The following is a 16,827-nucleotide window of genomic DNA, read 5'->3' as shown; positions in this document are numbered from 1 at the left end:
GGAATCAGGCTTCGAAATTGGTGCGCACAAGCTGGTCTAGCAGACGCACGCCGTAACCCGAACCCCAAGACTGGTTGATCTCGCTCGACGGTGAGCCCATGGCAGTGCCGGCGATATCGAGATGCGCCCAAGGCGTGTCGCCGACAAAACGCTGAAGGAACTGCGCCGCCGTGATCGAACCGGCATGGCGGCCGCCGCTGTTCTTCATGTCGGCAAAACGCGAGTCGATGATCTTGTCGTAATCCTTCGACAGCGGCATGCGCCACAGCTTTTCCTGACTCTCTTCACCGGCGGCCAAAAGCTGACCGGCCAGTTCGTCATTGTTGGAGAACAGGCCGGCATGCAGATTGCCGAGCGCCACAAGAATGGCACCGGTCAGTGTCGCCAGATTGATCATGAAGCGCGGCTTGTAGGTTTCCTTGCAATACCAGAGCGCGTCGCACAGAACGAGGCGGCCTTCGGCATCGGTGTTGATGATTTCGATCGTCTGGCCAGACATCGAGGTGACGATATCACCCGGGCGCTGGGCATTGCCGTCCGGCATGTTTTCCACGAGGCCGATAATGCCGATGGCGTTGACCTTGGCCTTGCGGGCGGCGAGCGTGTGCATCAGGCCAGTGACGGCGGCGGCACCGCCCATGTCACCCTTCATGTCTTCCATGCTGGCGCCCGGCTTGATGGAAATGCCGCCGGTATCGAAGGTGACGCCCTTGCCGACGAAGGCGACCGGCTGTTCCTTGGCCTTGCCGCCTTTCCAGTGCATGACGGCGATGCGCGGCGGCTTGACCGAACCCTGAGCAACGCCAAGCAGCGCTCCCATGCCGAGCTTCTTCATTTCCTTCTCGGTGAGGATTTCGACCTCGACACCGAGTTTTTCCAGTTCCTTGGCCTTGGCCGCGAATTCGACCGGACCGAGCACGTTCGGCGGCAGGTTGACGAGTTCGCGTGCCAGATTGACGCCATCGGCAACCGCCTGTGCGGCCACGAAAGCGGCCTTGGCTGCGGCCGGATCGGCGGTGACGATGGTGACGTTCACCGCCTTGGCGGACTTGTCGTCCTCGTCCTTCTTTTTCGTCTTGTAGTTGTCGAAGCTGTAGGCACGCAACAGCATGCCAAGCGCCAGATTGGCAGCCTTTTCGCCGTCCATCGCGATACCGGGCGCATCGATATAGATCGCGAGCTTCGAGCCGGTCTTGACCGAGCCTGCGGCAATGCCGCCAACCCGCAGCCAGTCATGGGCGGTGAGCGTCGCAGGCTTGCCGAGACCGATGACGGTGATTCTGTCGAAAGGCGAACCGTGGGGCGCAACGATATCGAGAACGCTCGCGGACTTTCCACTGAACTCGCCAACGGTGGACGCCTTGGCATAAACACCGGCCGGATCGGCATCGGCAGCGCCCGCCGGCGGCTGGTCGCCGGACAGTTTCAGAAGAACAGCGATACCACCATCGGCACGGGCGGTTTTGGCAAACGATATCTGGAATTTAGCGGGCATGTCTTCTCCGGTGGGTAATCTTCAAACAAGCAATTCGATGGGTGACCTTGCGGCCTCGAAAAGGCGCAATCATGGCCTTTTCGGCAGGTGATGCAAGAGCGCCGCTTGTGCCGTCAACATAACCGATCACGGCAGCACCGTCTCAATCTTGTCATCAACCCCTAATAGCAGTTAGGATCTCTACAGGCGACCATATAGCAACGACCGGAGGCACATGGAGCAAGCACCAGCGAAGCGACGGGCATTTGCCTTTTCCGCTCCAGCAAAGGTCAATACATCGTGGATGACCGGCGCAAAAGGCTGGTTCCTTATTCTTTCCACGCTCTGGTTCTGCCTGTTGGCACTGTTTCATGCTTTTCCGCAGATCGACGTCCAGATCGCCGAGGCTTTTTTCGACCCATCGCTCTGCATCGCCGCCAACAAGACTGCCGACATATGCAGCTTCTTTCCCCTTTCGAACGATGTGACACTTCAGACCGCGCGGCGCGTGCTTTTTTATATGCCTGCCTTCTTTGCCGTCGTTCTGATCATCGTGCTGGTCCGCAATCTCCAGCACCATGGCGCAACCTATTGTGTAGACACCACAAGACGATGCTGGATCGCGCTGATCACACTGATCTCCGGACCCTACCTGCTCGTCAATCTGATCCTCAAATCGATTTCCGGCCGGCCAAGGCCTTACGAAACCGACATGTTCGGCGGGGAACGGGTGTTTTCCGCCGCCGGCTCTTTTAATGGCTCGTGTTACAACAACTGCTCCTTCGTTTCCGGCGAGGCAGCCGGTGCTGGCTGGGTTGCCTGCCTGATCCTGTTGGTGCCTTCGCGCTACAGAATGCTGGTGGCACCGCCTCTCATTACCATCACGCTCGTCTCGCCGGCACTGCGCGTATCCTTTGGCGGGCACTATTTCTCCGACGCTCTGCTCGGCTTCCTGTTGTCCGCGGTGGTCTATGCCGGTGTCACGGCGTATTTCGAAATGACACAGAGCGAAAAAAAACGTGCTCATTCGACAGTTTTGTGAACGGATAACTGTCGCCATCGGCGTTCTTATCCCTTAGAGCTTGGCGACGCCGACGGGCGTATCGAGTCATCATCAGGTCGGCATGAAGCTTATCGAGTCCTACATATTGCGGCGTACGTTCCAGATGTTTCTGGCCACGCTGTTGCCGATCCTGGCGATCATCTGGACGATCCAGGTGCTGGGACGAATCAATCTTGTGACCGATACCGGCCAGTCGATCGGCTCGTTTGCAACGCTCGCATCCTTCATCCTGCCGACGATCATTCCGGTCGTCATGCCGTTTGCGCTGGTGATCGGCATCACCCAGACGCTGAACGCGATGAACAACGATTCGGAGCTGCCGGTGATCGATGCAGCCGGATCGCCGCGTTCCGTGCTCTACAAGCCCGTGCTGCTGCTTGCGGCGCTGACCGCGCTGTTTTCGTTCGTCATCACCAATTTCGTCGAGCCGCCGGCACGCGTCAAAGCACGCGAAATGGTCGCGGAAGCCTATGCCGACCTTCTGGGTTCGGTCATCGAGGAAAAGACTTTCCGCAGCATCGAGCCGAATCTCTACGTCCAGATTTCGGAGCGCCATTCCGGCCGCATTCTGATGGGGCTTTTCCTCGTCGATTATCGCGATCCGAATTTCGAGATGATCTATTACGCGCGCGAAGGCTCGATCGATGAAGCCGGCACGACGCTGACCATGCGCAACGGTGAAGTTCACCGCAAGACGCCGGATGGCCGTGTTTCGGTGATCAAGTTCCTGTCCTACGCCTTCGACCTGTCATCCATGGCCGAATCGACCGGACGCGCGCCGGTTTACGCCGGCGATCGCAATCTCGACTTCCTGCTGAAGCCCGATCCGACCGACAAATATTACATGGAATCACCCGGCAGCTTCCATTCCGAACTGCATCGCCGCATGTCCGACTGGATCTATCCGCTCTCCTACGCGTTGATTGCTCTAGTCATCGTCGGCGGCGCGCGCTCGCACCGCCGCGCCCGCCTGCACCCCATGGTACTGGCTCTGATCATTGCCTTTGCCATGCGCTGGCTCGGTTTTTCGCTGACCAACATGGCAAAGAACACCAATGCCAACATGTGGATGGTCTATGCGCCGCCGCTGTTGCCGGGCCTGCTGGCCATCTACATGCTGATGAGCCAGCGGCAGATGAAATTGCCCAATGCCTGGAATGACGCTGTCGGCAATCTCTATAGCAAGCTGCTGCGCCGCGTGACGGCCGTGCGCTCCAAGACGGGAGGCGCATGATGCTGTTCTCCACGCTTGGCCGTTATTTCTTCAAACGCTATGTCATCACCGCCATGTGGTTCTTCCTCGGTGTATCGGCGATCATCTTCCTTGCCGATTTCAGCGAAACCAACCGCCGCATGTCGGCACTGGCGAGCTATACGCTGTATGGCGCGCTCGGCATCACCGCCATGCGCGTGCCGTCGATCCTGCAGCAGACCATCCCGACGCTGTCGCTGTTCATCGGCATGACGACGCTGATCGCGCTCAATCGCCGCTCCGAACTGGTGGTCACCCGTGCCGCCGGCCTGTCCGTCTGGCAGTTCGCCATGCCGTTTGTGGCCGGCGCCTTCCTGCTCGGTGTCTTTACCGTCGGCGTGATCAGCCCCCTCTCCGCCTGGGGACTGAAACAGTCGACATCGCTCGAATCGACCTGGCGCGAATCGAGTGGCCAGGCTCGCGCTTCGAACTTCCTGCCGTGGATCCGCCAGATCAGTGACGGTGCGGACACGATCATCGGCGCCAAAAGCTTCCAGCAGGACACGCTGACCATGTCGGACGTGGTGCTGTTCCATTTTGACAAGGACGCCCGCGTCATCCTGAGACAGGACGCCGCGACAGCTAAGTTGGAAAATGGTTACTGGCTTCTTAACAACGTACTGGAAACCCGATCGGATGCGCCGCCCGCGCGTATCGAGACGGCGCAAGTGCGTACCAATATCAAACAGGAATTTCTTCAAGAGAGCCTTGAGAAGCCGGAAAACGTTGCTTTCTTTGATCTTTCCGAAAAGATCGAAGTCGCCCGTTCCTTCGGAATTTCCACCAAGGGTCTCGAAACTCAATTTCACTCCCTGCTGTCCTTGCCGCTGCTTCTGGTGGCAATGACGCTGATCGCTTCTACCGTTTCCCTGAAATTTAGCCGTATGGCGCAGTCGCGCTCGGTGATTCTCGGTGGCATAGTTTGCGGCTTCGTGCTTTATGTCGTCACGGTACTCGTGAAGGCATTCGGTAGCAGCGGGGTGGTTCCTCCTTTCGTCGCTGTCTGGATCCCGGTGATCGTGGCCATGGCGTTGGGGGCAACAATTCTGCTTCATCAGGAGGATGGCTAGTGGCGGTAACAGACCGCGGGAATATCAGACGGCTTTGCATGGCCCTGCTGACAGGCGTGGCCGTGTGCGCAATTGCCATTGCTCCCCCGACTATTTCGAATGCACAGACCCCTGCTCTCGCCCCCGAGGCTGCCGACGGCGCAAAGATGCTGCTGCGGTCGAACGAGCTTACCTATAACAAGGACGCCCAGAAGGTTACCGCAACCGGCGGCGTACAGATCTATTACAATCGCTACCGGATGGTTGCGCAGCGTGTGGAATATGACCAGGCCACCGGCCGCGTCATGGCCAATGGCGATATCGAGCTGATCGATCCCGAGGGCAACCGCGTTTATGCCGACCAGCTGGATGTGACCGACGATTTCGGCCAGGGTTTTGTCAACTCGCTGCGAGTCGAAACCCCGGACAATACCCGCATGGCCGGTGAAAGCGCCGAGCGTCTGCCGGGCGAGCTGATGGTGCTGCACAACGGCGTCTATACCGCCTGTCTGCCCTGCGTTGCCAAGCCCGGCAAGGCGCCGCTCTGGCAGGTCAAGGCGCAGCGCGTCATCCAGAACGGCCAGAAGAAAACGATCCGGCTGGAAAATGCCCGATTCGAACTGTTCGGCATGCCGATCGGTTACCTGCCCTTCATCGAGGTTCCTGATCATACGGTCGAGCGCAAGTCGGGTTTCCTCTTCCCGCGCATGAGCATGGACGACAAGCTGGGCTTCGGCCTGACCGTGCCCTATTACCACGTCTTCTCGCCGAGCATGGATGCAACGCTCAGCCCGACCTACTACACCAATCAGGGCCTGCTGCTTGAGGGTGAAGTGCGCAACCGCTTCGAAACGGGTTCGCACATCCTGCGATTCGGCTGGATCGACCAGAAGGATTCCGGTGCATTCGACGCCGGCACTGCCGACCGCAACAATGATCAGCGCTTCATGGCGGCCAGCGAAGGCAAGTTCGAAATCAACCCGCGTTGGACCTTTGGCTGGAAGGCCATGCTCCAGAGCGACAACAATTTTTCGAATACCTATGACCTGGAAGGCGTGAACGAGGACGTCTACACCAACGAAGTCTATCTGCGCGGCCTCGGCGAGCGCAATTACTTCGACCTGAGGGCCTATTATTTCGACATTCAGGATCTGCCCGACAATTCCGATACCGAACGCAGACAAGCGATCGTCTATCCGTCGTTCGACTACCAGTATATTGCACCGGAACCGGTGGCTGGCGGCGAACTTTCGGTGCGCATGAACCTGACCAATACCTCGCGCCGCAACAGCGACTACTACCTCGAACCCGGCAGCAATGTGCCGCGTTTCCGCGGCCTGGACGGCAGCTACAGCCGCTTCACCACGGAAGTGGAGTGGAAGCGCACCTACAATATGGAAAGCGGTCTGCTTCTGACGCCATTGGCTGCATTGCGTGGCGATCTTGGTCGCCATACGGCTTCGTCGCCGGAGTTGGCCGGTATAAACTATGCCGGCAATTTCGAGGATTCCGGTGCCGCTTCCCGCTACATGGCCACGCTCGGCCTTGAAGCGCGTTACCCGATCCTGATGACCACGCCCACCAGCAGCCACGTGATCGAGCCGATCGCACAGCTGTTCGTTCGCAACAATGAGCAGAAGGCCGGCGGACTGCCGAACGAAGACGCGCAGAGCATGGTGTATGACGCCAGCAATCTGTTCGAGCGCGACAAGTTCTCAGGTTACGACCGCATCGAAGGCGGCACCCGTGCCAATGTCGGTATCCGTTATACCGGCAACTTTGACAGCGGCATCGGCCTGCGTGGCATCTTCGGCCAGTCCTACCATCTGGGTGGCGAAAACTCCTATGCCAGTGCCGACCTCGTCAATGCCGGCGCCTATTCCGGTCTCGAAAGCGATACGTCCGACTATGTCGCCATGGCCGCTATCGACCTGCCGCAGGGCCTGACCCTTGCTGCTCAGGGCCGTTTCGACAACCGTGACTTCGATCTGCAGCGGACCGACGCGTCGATAAGCTATGCGCAGCCGCGTTTCTCGGCCAGCATGATCTATACGCAGATCGAGCCGCAGCCGGACTACGGTGCGGTCAATTCCGGCGAATATCTGCAGTCTTCAGCCAGCGTGCGTGTCAACGAGAACTGGTCTCTCGCCGGAACGGCGACCTGGGACCTGAAGGACGAAGAAGTTATCCGTCGTGCCCTGGGCTTCACCTATGCCGACGAATGCACGATCTTCACGCTTGCCTATTCGGACGAACCGAACAGCACGACGGCAAGCGACTGGGCCATTACCGCGCGCCTGACATTCAGGACGCTCGGCGACATCGAGATCGGCTCGACGGATCTCGACGACACCAATTGATCGAAAGAACACGAGATCGTGCGGCGGAACGTCATTGTTTCGCCGCATGCGTTGTACAAGCGGATATCTGGTGTGATATGGGGACGCAAACGGGCCTTGATGCCCGCGTAAGCGTGAAAAGGATGGCATGATGATCGCTGGTCGAGCCTTGCGGACAACGATGACGGCATTTGCGGTACTGGCGGCGTCCGTCGTCATCGAACCGGCATTGACCACCGCGCAGGCGGCAAGCGAAATCGCCGCCGTGGTCAACAAGGTGCCGATCACCTCCAACGACGTGGCACGCCGTGCCGCCTTCCTGCGCCTGCAGCGCGCCAAGGGCGACACGAAAAAGCTCGCTCGCGAGCAGCTTATCGATGAAGTTCTGAAGCGTGAAGAAGTCGCCCGCGTCAAGATGTCGGTCAGCACCGATGACGTCGACCGGTCGTTCGCGCGTTTTGCCGCCAGCAACAAGATGTCGCCGCAGCAGATGGGACAGGTTCTCAATCAGGCCGGTGTCGGCGTCGAGCACTTCAAGGCTTTCATTGCCGTGCAGATGAGCTGGCCGCGTGTCGTCAACGCCCGTTTTGCCGGCGGACGCAGCGGTCGCATGTCGAATGAGGAACTGGTCAAGCGCATGGCCGAAGGCGGCCAGAAGCCGGTCACGACCGAGTATTTCCTGCAGCAGATCATTTTTGTCGTGCCGGAAGCCAAGCGCAAGTCGATCCTCAACAAGCGCATGGCGGAAGCCAAGGCATCGCGCTCGAAATTCCCGGGCTGCGACCAGGCCAAGACCTTTGCCGCGACCATGCTCGACGTTTCGGTCAAGCCGCTCGGCCGTATCATGCTGCCGGAACTGCCGGCCGACTGGAAGCCTTTCGTCGAGAAGGCATCCGGTGGCACGACCGAGCCGCGCATCACCGAAAAGGGTGTCGAGTTCCTTGCGATCTGCAACCAGCGCCAGGTCTCCGACGACGTGGCTGCTGAAGTCGTCTTCCGCGCCGAGGATCTCGGCAAGGCTGAGAAGACCGGTGAAGACCCGAACGACAAGAAATATGTCGAGGAACTGCGCGCCAAGGCCCAGATCTCCTATCCCTGAAGACAGGCCAAGGCAGAATGATAAAGATCGATCGCCCTCTCGCACTCACACAGGGCGATCCCGCCGGTATCGGGCCGGATATCGCGCTTGCGGCGTGGTCGCTGCGCAATCAGCATGGCTTGCATCCCTTTCTCTATATCGGCGATCCCGCAGTGCTCGCAGCACGCGCCCGCCTTCTTGACGTCGATGTGCCGCTGCGCGAAACGGACGCCGCATCGGCGACCGGCATATTCCAAGATTCTCTTCCGGTTCTGCCGATCCCTGTCGGTTTCGACGTCGCGGCCGGCCAGCCGCATGTGGCGAGTGCTGCCTCGACGATTTCCGCGATCGAAACCGCCGTGCGCCTGAGCGTTTCGGGCGAAACAGCTGCCGTGGTCACGAACCCGATTGCCAAGTCGGTGCTTTACGAATCCGGTTTCAAGTTTCCCGGCCATACCGAATTTCTGGCCGAGCTGGCGCATCGCGCCACGGGACGTGCGGTCCTGCCGGTGATGATGCTGGCAGGGCCGAAATTACGCGCCATTCCGGTCACCATCCATATTCCGGTCAAGGACATTCCGGCCGCACTCACGCACGACCTGATTATAGAAACCTGCCGCGTCACCCATGCCGATCTGAAACATCGCTTCGGTATCGCCAGCCCACGCCTTGCCGTTGCCGGCCTCAACCCGCATGCGGGCGAGGACGGCACGATGGGCATCGAGGACCGCGACATCATCGCGCCGGCGATTGCCGCCCTGCGCAAAGACGGCATCAACGCCTTTGGCCCCCTGCCCGCCGATACGATGTTCCATGACGAAGCGCGCGGTCGTTATGACGTGGCGATCTGCATGTATCACGATCAGGCGCTGATCCCTGCCAAGGCGCTCGGCTTCGATGACAGTGTCAATGTCACGCTCGGCCTGCCCTTCATCCGCACCTCGCCCGACCACGGCACCGCTTTCGGCCTTGCCGGTCAGGGCATCGCCCGCGAGACCAGCCTGGTCGCCGCCCTGAAACTTGCCAGCGAGCTGGCCCAGCATTCCGGAAGCATCTCCTGATGGCCACACTCGACGGCCTGCCGCCCCTTCGCGATGTCATCGAGCGGTTTGATCTCGCCGCCAAGAAATCACTTGGGCAGAATTTTCTGTTCGATCTGAACCTCACCCAGAAGATCGCCCGTTCGGCCGGTTCGCTGGAAGGTGTCACCGTCTTCGAGGTCGGCCCCGGTCCCGGTGGCCTGACGCGCTCCATACTGGCGCTCGGTGCGAAGAAGGTCGTCGCCATCGAGCGCGACAGCCGCTGCCTGCCGGCGCTGGCCGAGGTTGAAAGCTATTATCCCGGCCGTCTCGAGGTGATCGAGGGTGATGCGCTGCAGACCGATTTTGCCGCACTCGCCGCCGAAAAGGCCGAAGGCGGCCCCGTCAAAATCATCGCCAACCTTCCTTACAATGTCGGCACGCAATTGCTGGTGAACTGGCTGGTGCCGAAGGACTGGCCACCCTTCTGGCAATCACTGACGCTGATGTTCCAGAAGGAAGTCGGCCAGCGGATCGTGGCCCGTGAAAACGACAACCATTACGGCCGTCTCGGCGTACTGTCCGGCTGGCGTGCGGATTCGCACATGGTGTTCGACGTACCGGCCTCCGCCTTCTCGCCGCCACCGAAGGTGACATCCACCGTGGTCCACCTGACCCCGAAGGCCGAACCGCTCCCTTGCGACCTCGCCAAGCTGGAGCGCGTGACGATGGCTGCCTTCGGACAGCGCCGCAAGATGCTGCGCCAAAGCGTCAAATCGCTGGGCGGTGAAGCGCTTCTGGAACGTGCGGGCATCGACCCGCAGCGGCGGGCAGAAACCCTGTCGGTGGAAGAATTCGTGACGCTGGCGAACAGTCTCTAAGATCGTTCGCCTCAGTCGATCATGCTTTCGAACTTCAGGGCTGCATTCGGGCTTTTCCACGAATAGCCCTCGATCGCACAGCCTTTCTTTGCCCAGACCGGCGCGGCCCCCTTCAGCACGACAGTGTGCCATGACATGAACAGGCCGCCGCTGACCGGGTAAGGGGCCGGCGCACATCCCTTCTTGAAGGCATAAGCGGTGCCGCGGATGCCGCGCTTGACGTCATACTGGTCCCAGGGTTCTCCCTTGAACACCACCATGCCCGGCTTCACCGTCCCGGCAATCGACTTTTTCGGCCGCTGATAGACGATCACGCCACGGCGGTGATCCATCGCCATGAGAGAGTCGTTGTGGAAGAAGTCCGGCGCGCCGTAGGGAATGGTGCCGAGATCGGGCTGCTCGACCGGGCCGAAATCCTCGCCGGAATCGCGAGGCGCCGCTGTTCCCTCAATCCATGACGCGACGTCGGCAAAAATCTCCGCCTGCTCGTTGCAGACCTTCCACGCGCGATAGTCGCCGTCATGATACCGCCATATCGGAAAACAGAAACCCGGACCGGTGATCTCGACATCCGCGAACTGGCCGTTCGGGCGCTGGTGATATTCCAGCCCGCCGTATCCGAAATGATGGCTCCAACCACCCTTGCCATCGGAGATCAGCAGGTAGACGCTTGTCCCGGACCTGTTGAAGCAGACGGAAGCGCCGGTGCCGAGCTGATGCGGGAAGATCGTCACCTCGATCTCGTTCACACCGTCGCCATTCAAGTCGATCTGCTTGCTGCTATAGTCGAGCGAAGTACCGGCCTGCGACAGACATTCGCCAATGGAAGCTTCCATGTCGACAACCACGTCGGCAATGGCATTGTCCACATCCGCCTTTGGCCAATCGGCCGAATGCGCGATACCCGCTGAAACGGACAGAGCCGCCGCGGCAAAAAGAAGCCCCAAAACCTCACGCATGTCCCGCCCCCGTGATGTTGCCATTCACGGTGGTGTAACAGCACCCGATTGCGAATGTGCGGATGACGGCGCTCAATTGCCGACACGGGAATTAACCGGCTGCTAGGTTTGTGGGTCGAGGCCGGTTAAAGAACCGGCTCTTCCGTCAGCAGATCACCGACGAAATCGAACAGGCCGTGCCTGCGGTCGCGGCGGACACGTTCGGCATTGACGATGCAGTTGACGTTGCGAAACGCTTCGTCGAGGTCATCGTTGACGATGACGTAATCATATTCGCGCCAGTGCTCGATTTCCGAGCGCGAATTCAGCAACCGCGTGCGGATGACATCTTCACTGTCCTCGGCGCGGCGATGCAGACGCGACTGCAATTCGGTCATGGTCGGCGGCAGGACGAAGATCGACACGACATCGGCCGACATCTTTTCCTGCAGCTGGCGGGCGCCCTGCCAGTCGATATCGAACAGCATGTCGCGGCCTTCGGACATGGCGGTTTCCACCGGCTCGCGCGGCGTGCCGTAGAAATTGCCGTGAACCTCTGCCCATTCCAGCAGGCTGTCGCTATCGCGCAGGCGTTCGAATTCGCGAACGCTGATGAAATGGTAGTGCTTGCCGGCGATCTCGCTCGGGCGGCGCTGGCGCGTCGTCACGCTGACGGAGATTTCCAGGCTCGGATCGGATTCGAGCAGGTTGCGGGCAATGGTCGACTTGCCCGCACCCGACGGCGAGGACAGGACAAGCATCAGGCCACGTCGGGCGATTTTTGCGGGGTTGTTCGCTTTAGGGGCCGGGCTCATCTATCACTCCAGATTCTGAACCTGTTCGCGGAACTGGTCGATCACGACCTTCAGCTCGATGCCGGCGGCCGTCACGGCTGCCGAATTCGATTTCGAACAGATGGTATTCGATTCCCGGTTAAATTCCTGTGCAAGGAAATCCAGGCGGCGGCCGACAGGACCGCCCTTATTCAACAGCTCGGTCGCGGCGACCACATGTGCATGTAGCCGGTCGATTTCTTCCCGCAGATCCGCCTTGGTGGCGAGGATCGCGGCCTCGGCATACAGCCGGTCACGATCGAGCGAGGACGCGCCTTCCATCAGCGCCGCCACCTGCAGGGCAAGCTTGCGGGCAATCTCGTCCGGGCTGCGCGACGGATCGGCTTCCACCGTCTTCGTCAGCGTCGAAATGGTGTTGACGTGATCCTGCAGCACGGCGCCGATAGAGACACCTTCGCTGACGCGCATGGCGGTCAATGCATTGAGGGCAATATCGAGACCGGCCATGATCTCGCGGTCGAGCGCGTCCGAGGCATCAGCCCCTTCTTCCGCTTCACGGATATCGACAAGGCCGCGGATCGACATCAGCGTGTCGAGGCGCAGCGGCGACGGGTCGACGAGATCGCCAAGTGCGTCACGCAGTCCCAGAATGGCGTTGAGGGCATCGCGGTTCAGAACCGCTTCCACTTTCGCCTCGGCGACGGTGATGGAAAGGTTAGCCTGAATGTTACCGCGGCTGAAACGGACCGGTACGGCTGCGCGCACCGGCGCTTCCAGACGCTCGAAACCGGTCGGCAGGCGCAGGCGCAGATCCAGCCCCTTGCCGTTGACCGAGCGCAGCTCCCAAGCCCAGCGGGTACGACCGCTGGTACCTTCGCTGCGTGCGAAACCCGTCATAGACTGCAGGCTCATGCTACGCCTGACCTTTCCTGAACCGCCGGCGAACCGACGTTAGTTGTTCCTCGGCGCCCTTTCGGCGTCGGCACCATCCGGCTGACCATCGACCAGTTCGTCGGCAGGCGAGCTGTTGGCACGCTCCGCACGGATCTGGCGCCAGCGACGTACATTGGCGTTATGGTCTTCCAGCGTCTGGGCAAACACGTGGCCACCCGTGCCATCGGCGACGAAATAGAGGTCGCGGGTGCGCCACGGATTGGCGACGGCTTCAAGTGCTGCGCGGCCCGGATTGGCGATCGGCGTCGGCGGCAGGCCCTTGATGTGGTAGGTGTTGTAAGGCGTTTCCTTGTCGATATCCGAACGATAGATCGGACGATCGGCCGGACGACCGGCGCCACCGAACAGGCCATACAGGATTGTCGGATCGGACTGCAGCCGCATGCCGCGGTTCAGGCGGTTGATGAACACCGAAGCGACATGGGCGCGCTCGTCGTCCTTGCCGGTTTCCTTTTCCACGATCGAGGCGAGCGTGACGAATTCCTGTTTGGTCTTGACCGGCAGGTCGGTATCGCGCTTTTCCCAGATCTGGTCGATCAGGCGTTCCTGCGAGGCACGCATCTGCGCCATGATTTCGGTACGCTTGGTGCCGCGCGAGAACTTGTAGGTATCCGGGCGCAGCGAGCCTTCCGGCGGCTGTTCCTGCGGCAGTTCACCTTCGAGGATCTGATCCTCCATCAGGCGCTTCATCATCTGCTGGACAGTCAGGCCTTCCGGCATCGAGACGGAATAAAGAATGGACTTGCCGGATTCCAGCAGTTCCATGACTTCCTTCATCGAAGCGCCGGCCTTGACCTCGTATTCACCTGCCTTCAGCGTCTTGCCGCCTTCGAGATAGGTGGGCGTGACATAACGGAAGATGCGGGCATCCGAAATGATGCCGTTGCGCTCAAGGCTGTCGGCAATTGCCGAAACGCCGGCCCCATCACGCACGATGAAATGCGTGTTGGTTTCCAGCGGGCCCGGATCGGAATAGCTGGTCATGACATAATAGAAGCCGCCAGCGCCGACGAGGCAGGCCGCGACCGCCATGGTCATGACGAAATTGAGAAAAATCACCAACTGGCTACGTGCCTTCTTCGACCGCTTCGGCGGATCGGGCACGCGCTCAGGCTTCAGCGCCTCATTGGGCGACTTCGGGATGATCGGGCCTTTTCCAGTGCCGTACGCTCCGCGGTCGGAGGGCATTTCACTGTTATGGTTGGTGTCGCTCACCGGCACTTCCTTCTGAGACTCTAAACATTGCCGGGTGTGGCCCGGCAATGCGGCAAAAACAGGTTCAGAAGACAAGCCCTGAGCAGCGGACCCGTCTCGTTAACAGCCTTGTTATCAGGCTTCGTAACGCTTCAGCACGAGCGACGCATTGGTGCCGCCGAAACCAAAGGAGTTGGACAGCGCCACATTGATGTCGCGCTTGCGCGCCGTGTGCGGCACGAGGTCGATTTTCGTCTCGACATCGGGATTGTCGAGATTGAGCGTCGGCGGCGCGATGTTGTCGCGGATCGCCAGCGCCGAAAAGATCGCTTCGATCGCACCGGCGGCACCGAGAAGATGGCCGGTCGCCGACTTGGTGGACGACATGGAAATCTTCGAGGCCGAGTCGCCGACCAGACGCTCGACAGCGCCAAGCTCGATCGTGTCGGCCATGGTGGAGGTGCCGTGGGCGTTGATGTAATCGATATCCGAGGCACCAAGACCGGCGCGCTTCAACGCCATGGTCATGCAGCGGTAGGCGCCATCACCGTCTTCCGACGGCGCGGTGATGTGGAAAGCATCGCCCGACAGGCCGTAACCGACCACTTCGGCATAAATTTTGGCGCCGCGCGCCTTGGCGTGTTCCAGCTCTTCCAGAACGACGATGCCGGCACCTTCGCCCATGACGAAACCGTCACGGTCGCGATCATAGGGGCGCGAGGCCTTTTGTGGATCATCGTTATACTGGGTGGACAGCGCCTTGCAGGCGGCAAAGCCGGCCAGCGAAATGCGGCAGATCGGGGATTCGGCGCCACCGGCGACCATCACATCGGCATCGCCGAGTGCGATCAGGCGGGCGGCATCACCGATCGCATGCGCGCCGGTCGAGCAGGCCGTGACCACCGCGTGATTGGGGCCGCGCAGCTTGTGCTTGATCGAAACCTGTCCGGAAACGAGGTTGATCAGGCGGCCGGGAATGAAAAACGGCGAAATACGGCGCGGGCCCTTGTCGCGCAGCGTGTAGCCGGCTTCGACAATGCCTTCGAGACCGCCGATGCCCGAGCCGATCAGCACGCCGGTGGCGATCTGGTCTTCGTCGGTCTGCGGATGCCAGCCGGCGTCTGCGAGCGCCATGTCGGCGGCGGCAACACCATAAACAATAAACGGATCGACCTTGCGCTGGTCCTTCGGCTCCATCCAGTCGTCGGCATTATAGGTGCCGTTGGAACCGTCGCCGACAGGAATGCGGCAGGCAATCTTTGCCGGCAGGTCTTCGACTTCGAATTCGGTGACGAGGCGAGCCCCGTTCTGACCGGCGAGAATGGCAGACCAGCTGGCCTCCGTTCCGCAACCAAGAGGAGATACCATGCCGGTACCGGTGATAACGACACGCCTCATCATACCAGCGCTCCACCCTTGTCTAAATTTTGTTCTGATAGCCAATAATGAAACGGCCCGAACATGCCGGGCCGCCATGGGAAACAGCCGTCACCGGCCTTTCCCGAAAATCGCGTTATCGAATTAGGCCTGGGCCTTCTCGATGAACTTCACGGCGTCGCCGACGGTGAGGATCGAGTCAGCAGCGTCGTCCGGGATTTCAACGCCGAACTCTTCTTCGAAAGCCATGACCAGTTCGACGGTGTCGAGCGAGTCCGCGCCCAGATCGTCGATGAAGCTTGCGCCTTCGACAACCTTGTCGGCGTCGACGCCGAGATGATCAATAACAATTTTCTTTACGCGTTCTGCGATATCGCTCATGTCGGTTTCCTCGACCTTTATCTTAATCGGATGGCCATCAAGGCATCCGCACCCTGTTGAAACCCGAGGCCGCCGCCGGATAGGACAGCGCCGAGGGCAAACCCGCTTTCCCGCTTGAGGCTTCACCGGACGCGTTCAAAGTTCCGCGTGGCCGCCTTCAATACGGGACGACTGATCACAGTCAATGGCCCGCTTAACACGGTTTCCGCCCGCCGCAAAGCCAGAATCTTACCGGGATGTTACCCGTATACAGGCTATTTCGGCATTGGACGGTCGCCTGTGCGAACCGTTTAGATCATTGCCATGCCGCCGTTGACATGCAGCGTCTGGCCGGTGACGTAACCCGCTTCGTTGGAAGCGAGGTAAAGAACGGCAGCGGCGATGTCCGAGCCAGCGCCCATGCGCTTCATCGGGATGGCGCCCATGATAGCGTCCTTCTGCTTGTCGTTCAGCTTGCCGGTCATGGCGCTTTCGATGAAGCCCGGAGCAACGCAGTTGACCGTGACGTTGCGCGTGGCGATTTCCTGCGCCAGCGACTTGGAAAAGCCGATCATGCCGGCCTTTGAGGCGCAGTAATTGGTCTGGCCCGGATTGCCGGTGACACCGACGATCGAGGTGATGTTGATGATGCGGCCATGGCGGCGGCGCATCATCGGATGCGTCAGTTCGCGCGTCAGGCGGAAGACGGAGGTCAGGTTGACTTCCAGAACCGCATCCCAGTCCTCGTCGGACATTCGCACGAACAAGCCGTCCTTGGTGATGCCGGCATTGTTGACCAGAATATCGACGCCGCCCAGCACTTCCTCTGCCTTTTCACCCAGCGCCTTCACTTCAGCGCGGTCGGAAAGGTTGGCCGGAAAAATGTGGACGCGGTCGCCGAGCTCGGCGGCCAGTGCTTCCAGCTTTTCGACGCGGGTGCCGTGCAGGCCGACAATGGCGCCCTGTGCATGCAGCATGCGGGCGATTTCCTCGCCGAGGCCACCGGTCGCGCCGGTCACGAGGGCCTTGCGGCCGGTCAGATCAAACATTGTTCG

The 16,827-nt window shown here is 60.3% G+C and carries 15 protein-coding genes; 7 read left to right on the top strand and 8 right to left on the bottom strand.

The annotated features are described in order from the left end of the window. Positions 1-4: 4 nt before the first annotated feature. A complete protein-coding gene (locus tag ACRQ1B_RS25445) occupies positions 5-1,495 on the bottom strand; it encodes a leucyl aminopeptidase (protein WP_432296918.1) in 1,491 nt (496 codons plus the stop codon). A gap of 214 nt (positions 1,496-1,709) precedes the next feature. On the opposite strand from ACRQ1B_RS25445, the gene ACRQ1B_RS25440 reads away from it, so the two are divergent. From ACRQ1B_RS25440 to rsmA, 7 genes are all read left to right on the top strand, one after another. After that, complete coding sequence (locus ACRQ1B_RS25440; protein WP_432296917.1) at positions 1,710-2,516, top strand: phosphatase PAP2 family protein; 807 nt, start codon at positions 1,710-1,712, stop codon at positions 2,514-2,516. A gap of 82 nt (positions 2,517-2,598) precedes the next feature. After that, entirely contained in the window at positions 2,599-3,771 is a 1,173-nt protein-coding gene (locus ACRQ1B_RS25435; RefSeq protein ID WP_432296916.1) for an LptF/LptG family permease, read from the top strand. Then, positions 3,771-4,859 carry an LPS export ABC transporter permease LptG gene (gene lptG / locus ACRQ1B_RS25430; protein ID WP_432297051.1) on the top strand — a complete coding sequence of 363 codons (1,089 nt, stop codon included), beginning with the start codon at positions 3,771-3,773 and terminating at the stop codon, positions 4,857-4,859. Before ACRQ1B_RS25435 ends, lptG begins: the two co-directional genes overlap by 1 nt. Next, positions 4,859-7,198, top strand: a complete 2,340-nt coding sequence (locus tag ACRQ1B_RS25425) for an LPS-assembly protein LptD (RefSeq protein WP_432296915.1) — start codon at positions 4,859-4,861, stop codon at positions 7,196-7,198. The genes lptG and ACRQ1B_RS25425 overlap by 1 nt, the downstream gene beginning before the upstream one ends. A 127-nt stretch (positions 7,199-7,325) precedes the next feature. Continuing rightward, positions 7,326-8,276 (top strand): SurA N-terminal domain-containing protein, encoded by a 951-nt coding sequence (locus tag ACRQ1B_RS25420; protein ID WP_432296914.1) that lies wholly within the window; start codon positions 7,326-7,328, stop codon positions 8,274-8,276. Positions 8,277-8,293: 17 nt separating this feature from the next. Beyond that, positions 8,294-9,316 carry a 4-hydroxythreonine-4-phosphate dehydrogenase PdxA gene (gene pdxA / locus ACRQ1B_RS25415; protein ID WP_432296913.1) on the top strand — a complete coding sequence of 341 codons (1,023 nt, stop codon included), beginning with the start codon at positions 8,294-8,296 and terminating at the stop codon, positions 9,314-9,316. Continuing rightward, complete coding sequence (rsmA, locus tag ACRQ1B_RS25410; RefSeq protein ID WP_432296912.1) at positions 9,316-10,155, top strand: 16S rRNA (adenine(1518)-N(6)/adenine(1519)-N(6))-dimethyltransferase RsmA; 840 nt, start codon at positions 9,316-9,318, stop codon at positions 10,153-10,155. Before pdxA ends, rsmA begins: the two co-directional genes overlap by 1 nt. Before the next feature lie 11 nt (positions 10,156-10,166). On the opposite strand, the gene ACRQ1B_RS25405 is transcribed toward rsmA, so the two are convergent. From ACRQ1B_RS25405 to fabG, 7 genes are all read right to left on the bottom strand, one after another. Next, complete coding sequence (locus ACRQ1B_RS25405) at positions 10,167-11,114, bottom strand: hypothetical protein (RefSeq protein ID WP_432296911.1); 948 nt, start codon at positions 11,112-11,114, stop codon at positions 10,167-10,169. Positions 11,115-11,239: 125 nt separating this feature from the next. Next, positions 11,240-11,908 carry a guanylate kinase gene (gene gmk, locus ACRQ1B_RS25400; RefSeq protein ID WP_432296910.1) on the bottom strand — a complete coding sequence of 223 codons (669 nt, stop codon included), beginning with the start codon at positions 11,906-11,908 and terminating at the stop codon, positions 11,240-11,242. A gap of 3 nt (positions 11,909-11,911) precedes the next feature. Continuing rightward, positions 11,912-12,799 carry a YicC/YloC family endoribonuclease gene (locus ACRQ1B_RS25395; RefSeq protein WP_432296909.1) on the bottom strand — a complete coding sequence of 296 codons (888 nt, stop codon included), beginning with the start codon at positions 12,797-12,799 and terminating at the stop codon, positions 11,912-11,914. A gap of 39 nt (positions 12,800-12,838) precedes the next feature. Beyond that, complete coding sequence (gene mltG, locus ACRQ1B_RS25390) at positions 12,839-14,056, bottom strand: endolytic transglycosylase MltG (protein ID WP_432296908.1); 1,218 nt, start codon at positions 14,054-14,056, stop codon at positions 12,839-12,841. A 114-nt stretch (positions 14,057-14,170) separates the two neighbouring features. After that, entirely contained in the window at positions 14,171-15,433 is a 1,263-nt protein-coding gene (fabF, locus tag ACRQ1B_RS25385) for a beta-ketoacyl-ACP synthase II (protein WP_432297050.1), read from the bottom strand. Positions 15,434-15,556: 123 nt separating this feature from the next. Next, positions 15,557-15,793 (bottom strand): acyl carrier protein, encoded by a 237-nt coding sequence (locus ACRQ1B_RS25380; protein WP_003502080.1) that lies wholly within the window; start codon positions 15,791-15,793, stop codon positions 15,557-15,559. A 290-nt stretch (positions 15,794-16,083) separates the two neighbouring features. Then, the gene (gene fabG / locus ACRQ1B_RS25375) at positions 16,084-16,821 is read right to left on the bottom strand and encodes a 3-oxoacyl-[acyl-carrier-protein] reductase (protein WP_432296907.1); all 738 of its coding nucleotides are present in this window, start codon (positions 16,819-16,821) and stop codon (positions 16,084-16,086) included. Positions 16,822-16,827 lie beyond the last annotated feature (6 nt).

This window comes from Endobacterium panacihumi (genome assembly GCF_050847465.1).
GTDB classification, from domain to species: Bacteria; Pseudomonadota; Alphaproteobacteria; order Rhizobiales; family Rhizobiaceae; genus Neorhizobium; species Neorhizobium panacihumi.
Note: the sequence above shows the minus strand (reverse complement) of the source record. Positions and strands in the feature narration are given on the sequence as shown.

Coding starts and splice junctions, on each gene's coding strand:
- lptG (WP_432297051.1), top strand. CDS start 3,771: ATGCTGTTCTCCACGCTTGGCCGTTATTTCTTCAAACGCTATGTCATC.
- fabF (WP_432297050.1), bottom strand. CDS start 15,433: ATGAGGCGTGTCGTTATCACCGGTACCGGCATGGTATCTCCTCTTGGT.
- ACRQ1B_RS25405 (WP_432296911.1), bottom strand. CDS start 11,114: ATGCGTGAGGTTTTGGGGCTTCTTTTTGCCGCGGCGGCTCTGTCCGTT.
- ACRQ1B_RS25395 (WP_432296909.1), bottom strand. CDS start 12,799: ATGAGCCTGCAGTCTATGACGGGTTTCGCACGCAGCGAAGGTACCAGC.
- gmk (WP_432296910.1), bottom strand. CDS start 11,908: ATGAGCCCGGCCCCTAAAGCGAACAACCCCGCAAAAATCGCCCGACGT.
- pdxA (WP_432296913.1), top strand. CDS start 8,294: ATGATAAAGATCGATCGCCCTCTCGCACTCACACAGGGCGATCCCGCC.
- ACRQ1B_RS25440 (WP_432296917.1), top strand. CDS start 1,710: ATGGAGCAAGCACCAGCGAAGCGACGGGCATTTGCCTTTTCCGCTCCA.
- fabG (WP_432296907.1), bottom strand. CDS start 16,821: ATGTTTGATCTGACCGGCCGCAAGGCCCTCGTGACCGGCGCGACCGGT.
- ACRQ1B_RS25435 (WP_432296916.1), top strand. CDS start 2,599: ATGAAGCTTATCGAGTCCTACATATTGCGGCGTACGTTCCAGATGTTT.
- ACRQ1B_RS25420 (WP_432296914.1), top strand. CDS start 7,326: ATGATGATCGCTGGTCGAGCCTTGCGGACAACGATGACGGCATTTGCG.
- rsmA (WP_432296912.1), top strand. CDS start 9,316: ATGGCCACACTCGACGGCCTGCCGCCCCTTCGCGATGTCATCGAGCGG.
- ACRQ1B_RS25445 (WP_432296918.1), bottom strand. CDS start 1,495: ATGCCCGCTAAATTCCAGATATCGTTTGCCAAAACCGCCCGTGCCGAT.
- ACRQ1B_RS25380 (WP_003502080.1), bottom strand. CDS start 15,793: ATGAGCGATATCGCAGAACGCGTAAAGAAAATTGTTATTGATCATCTC.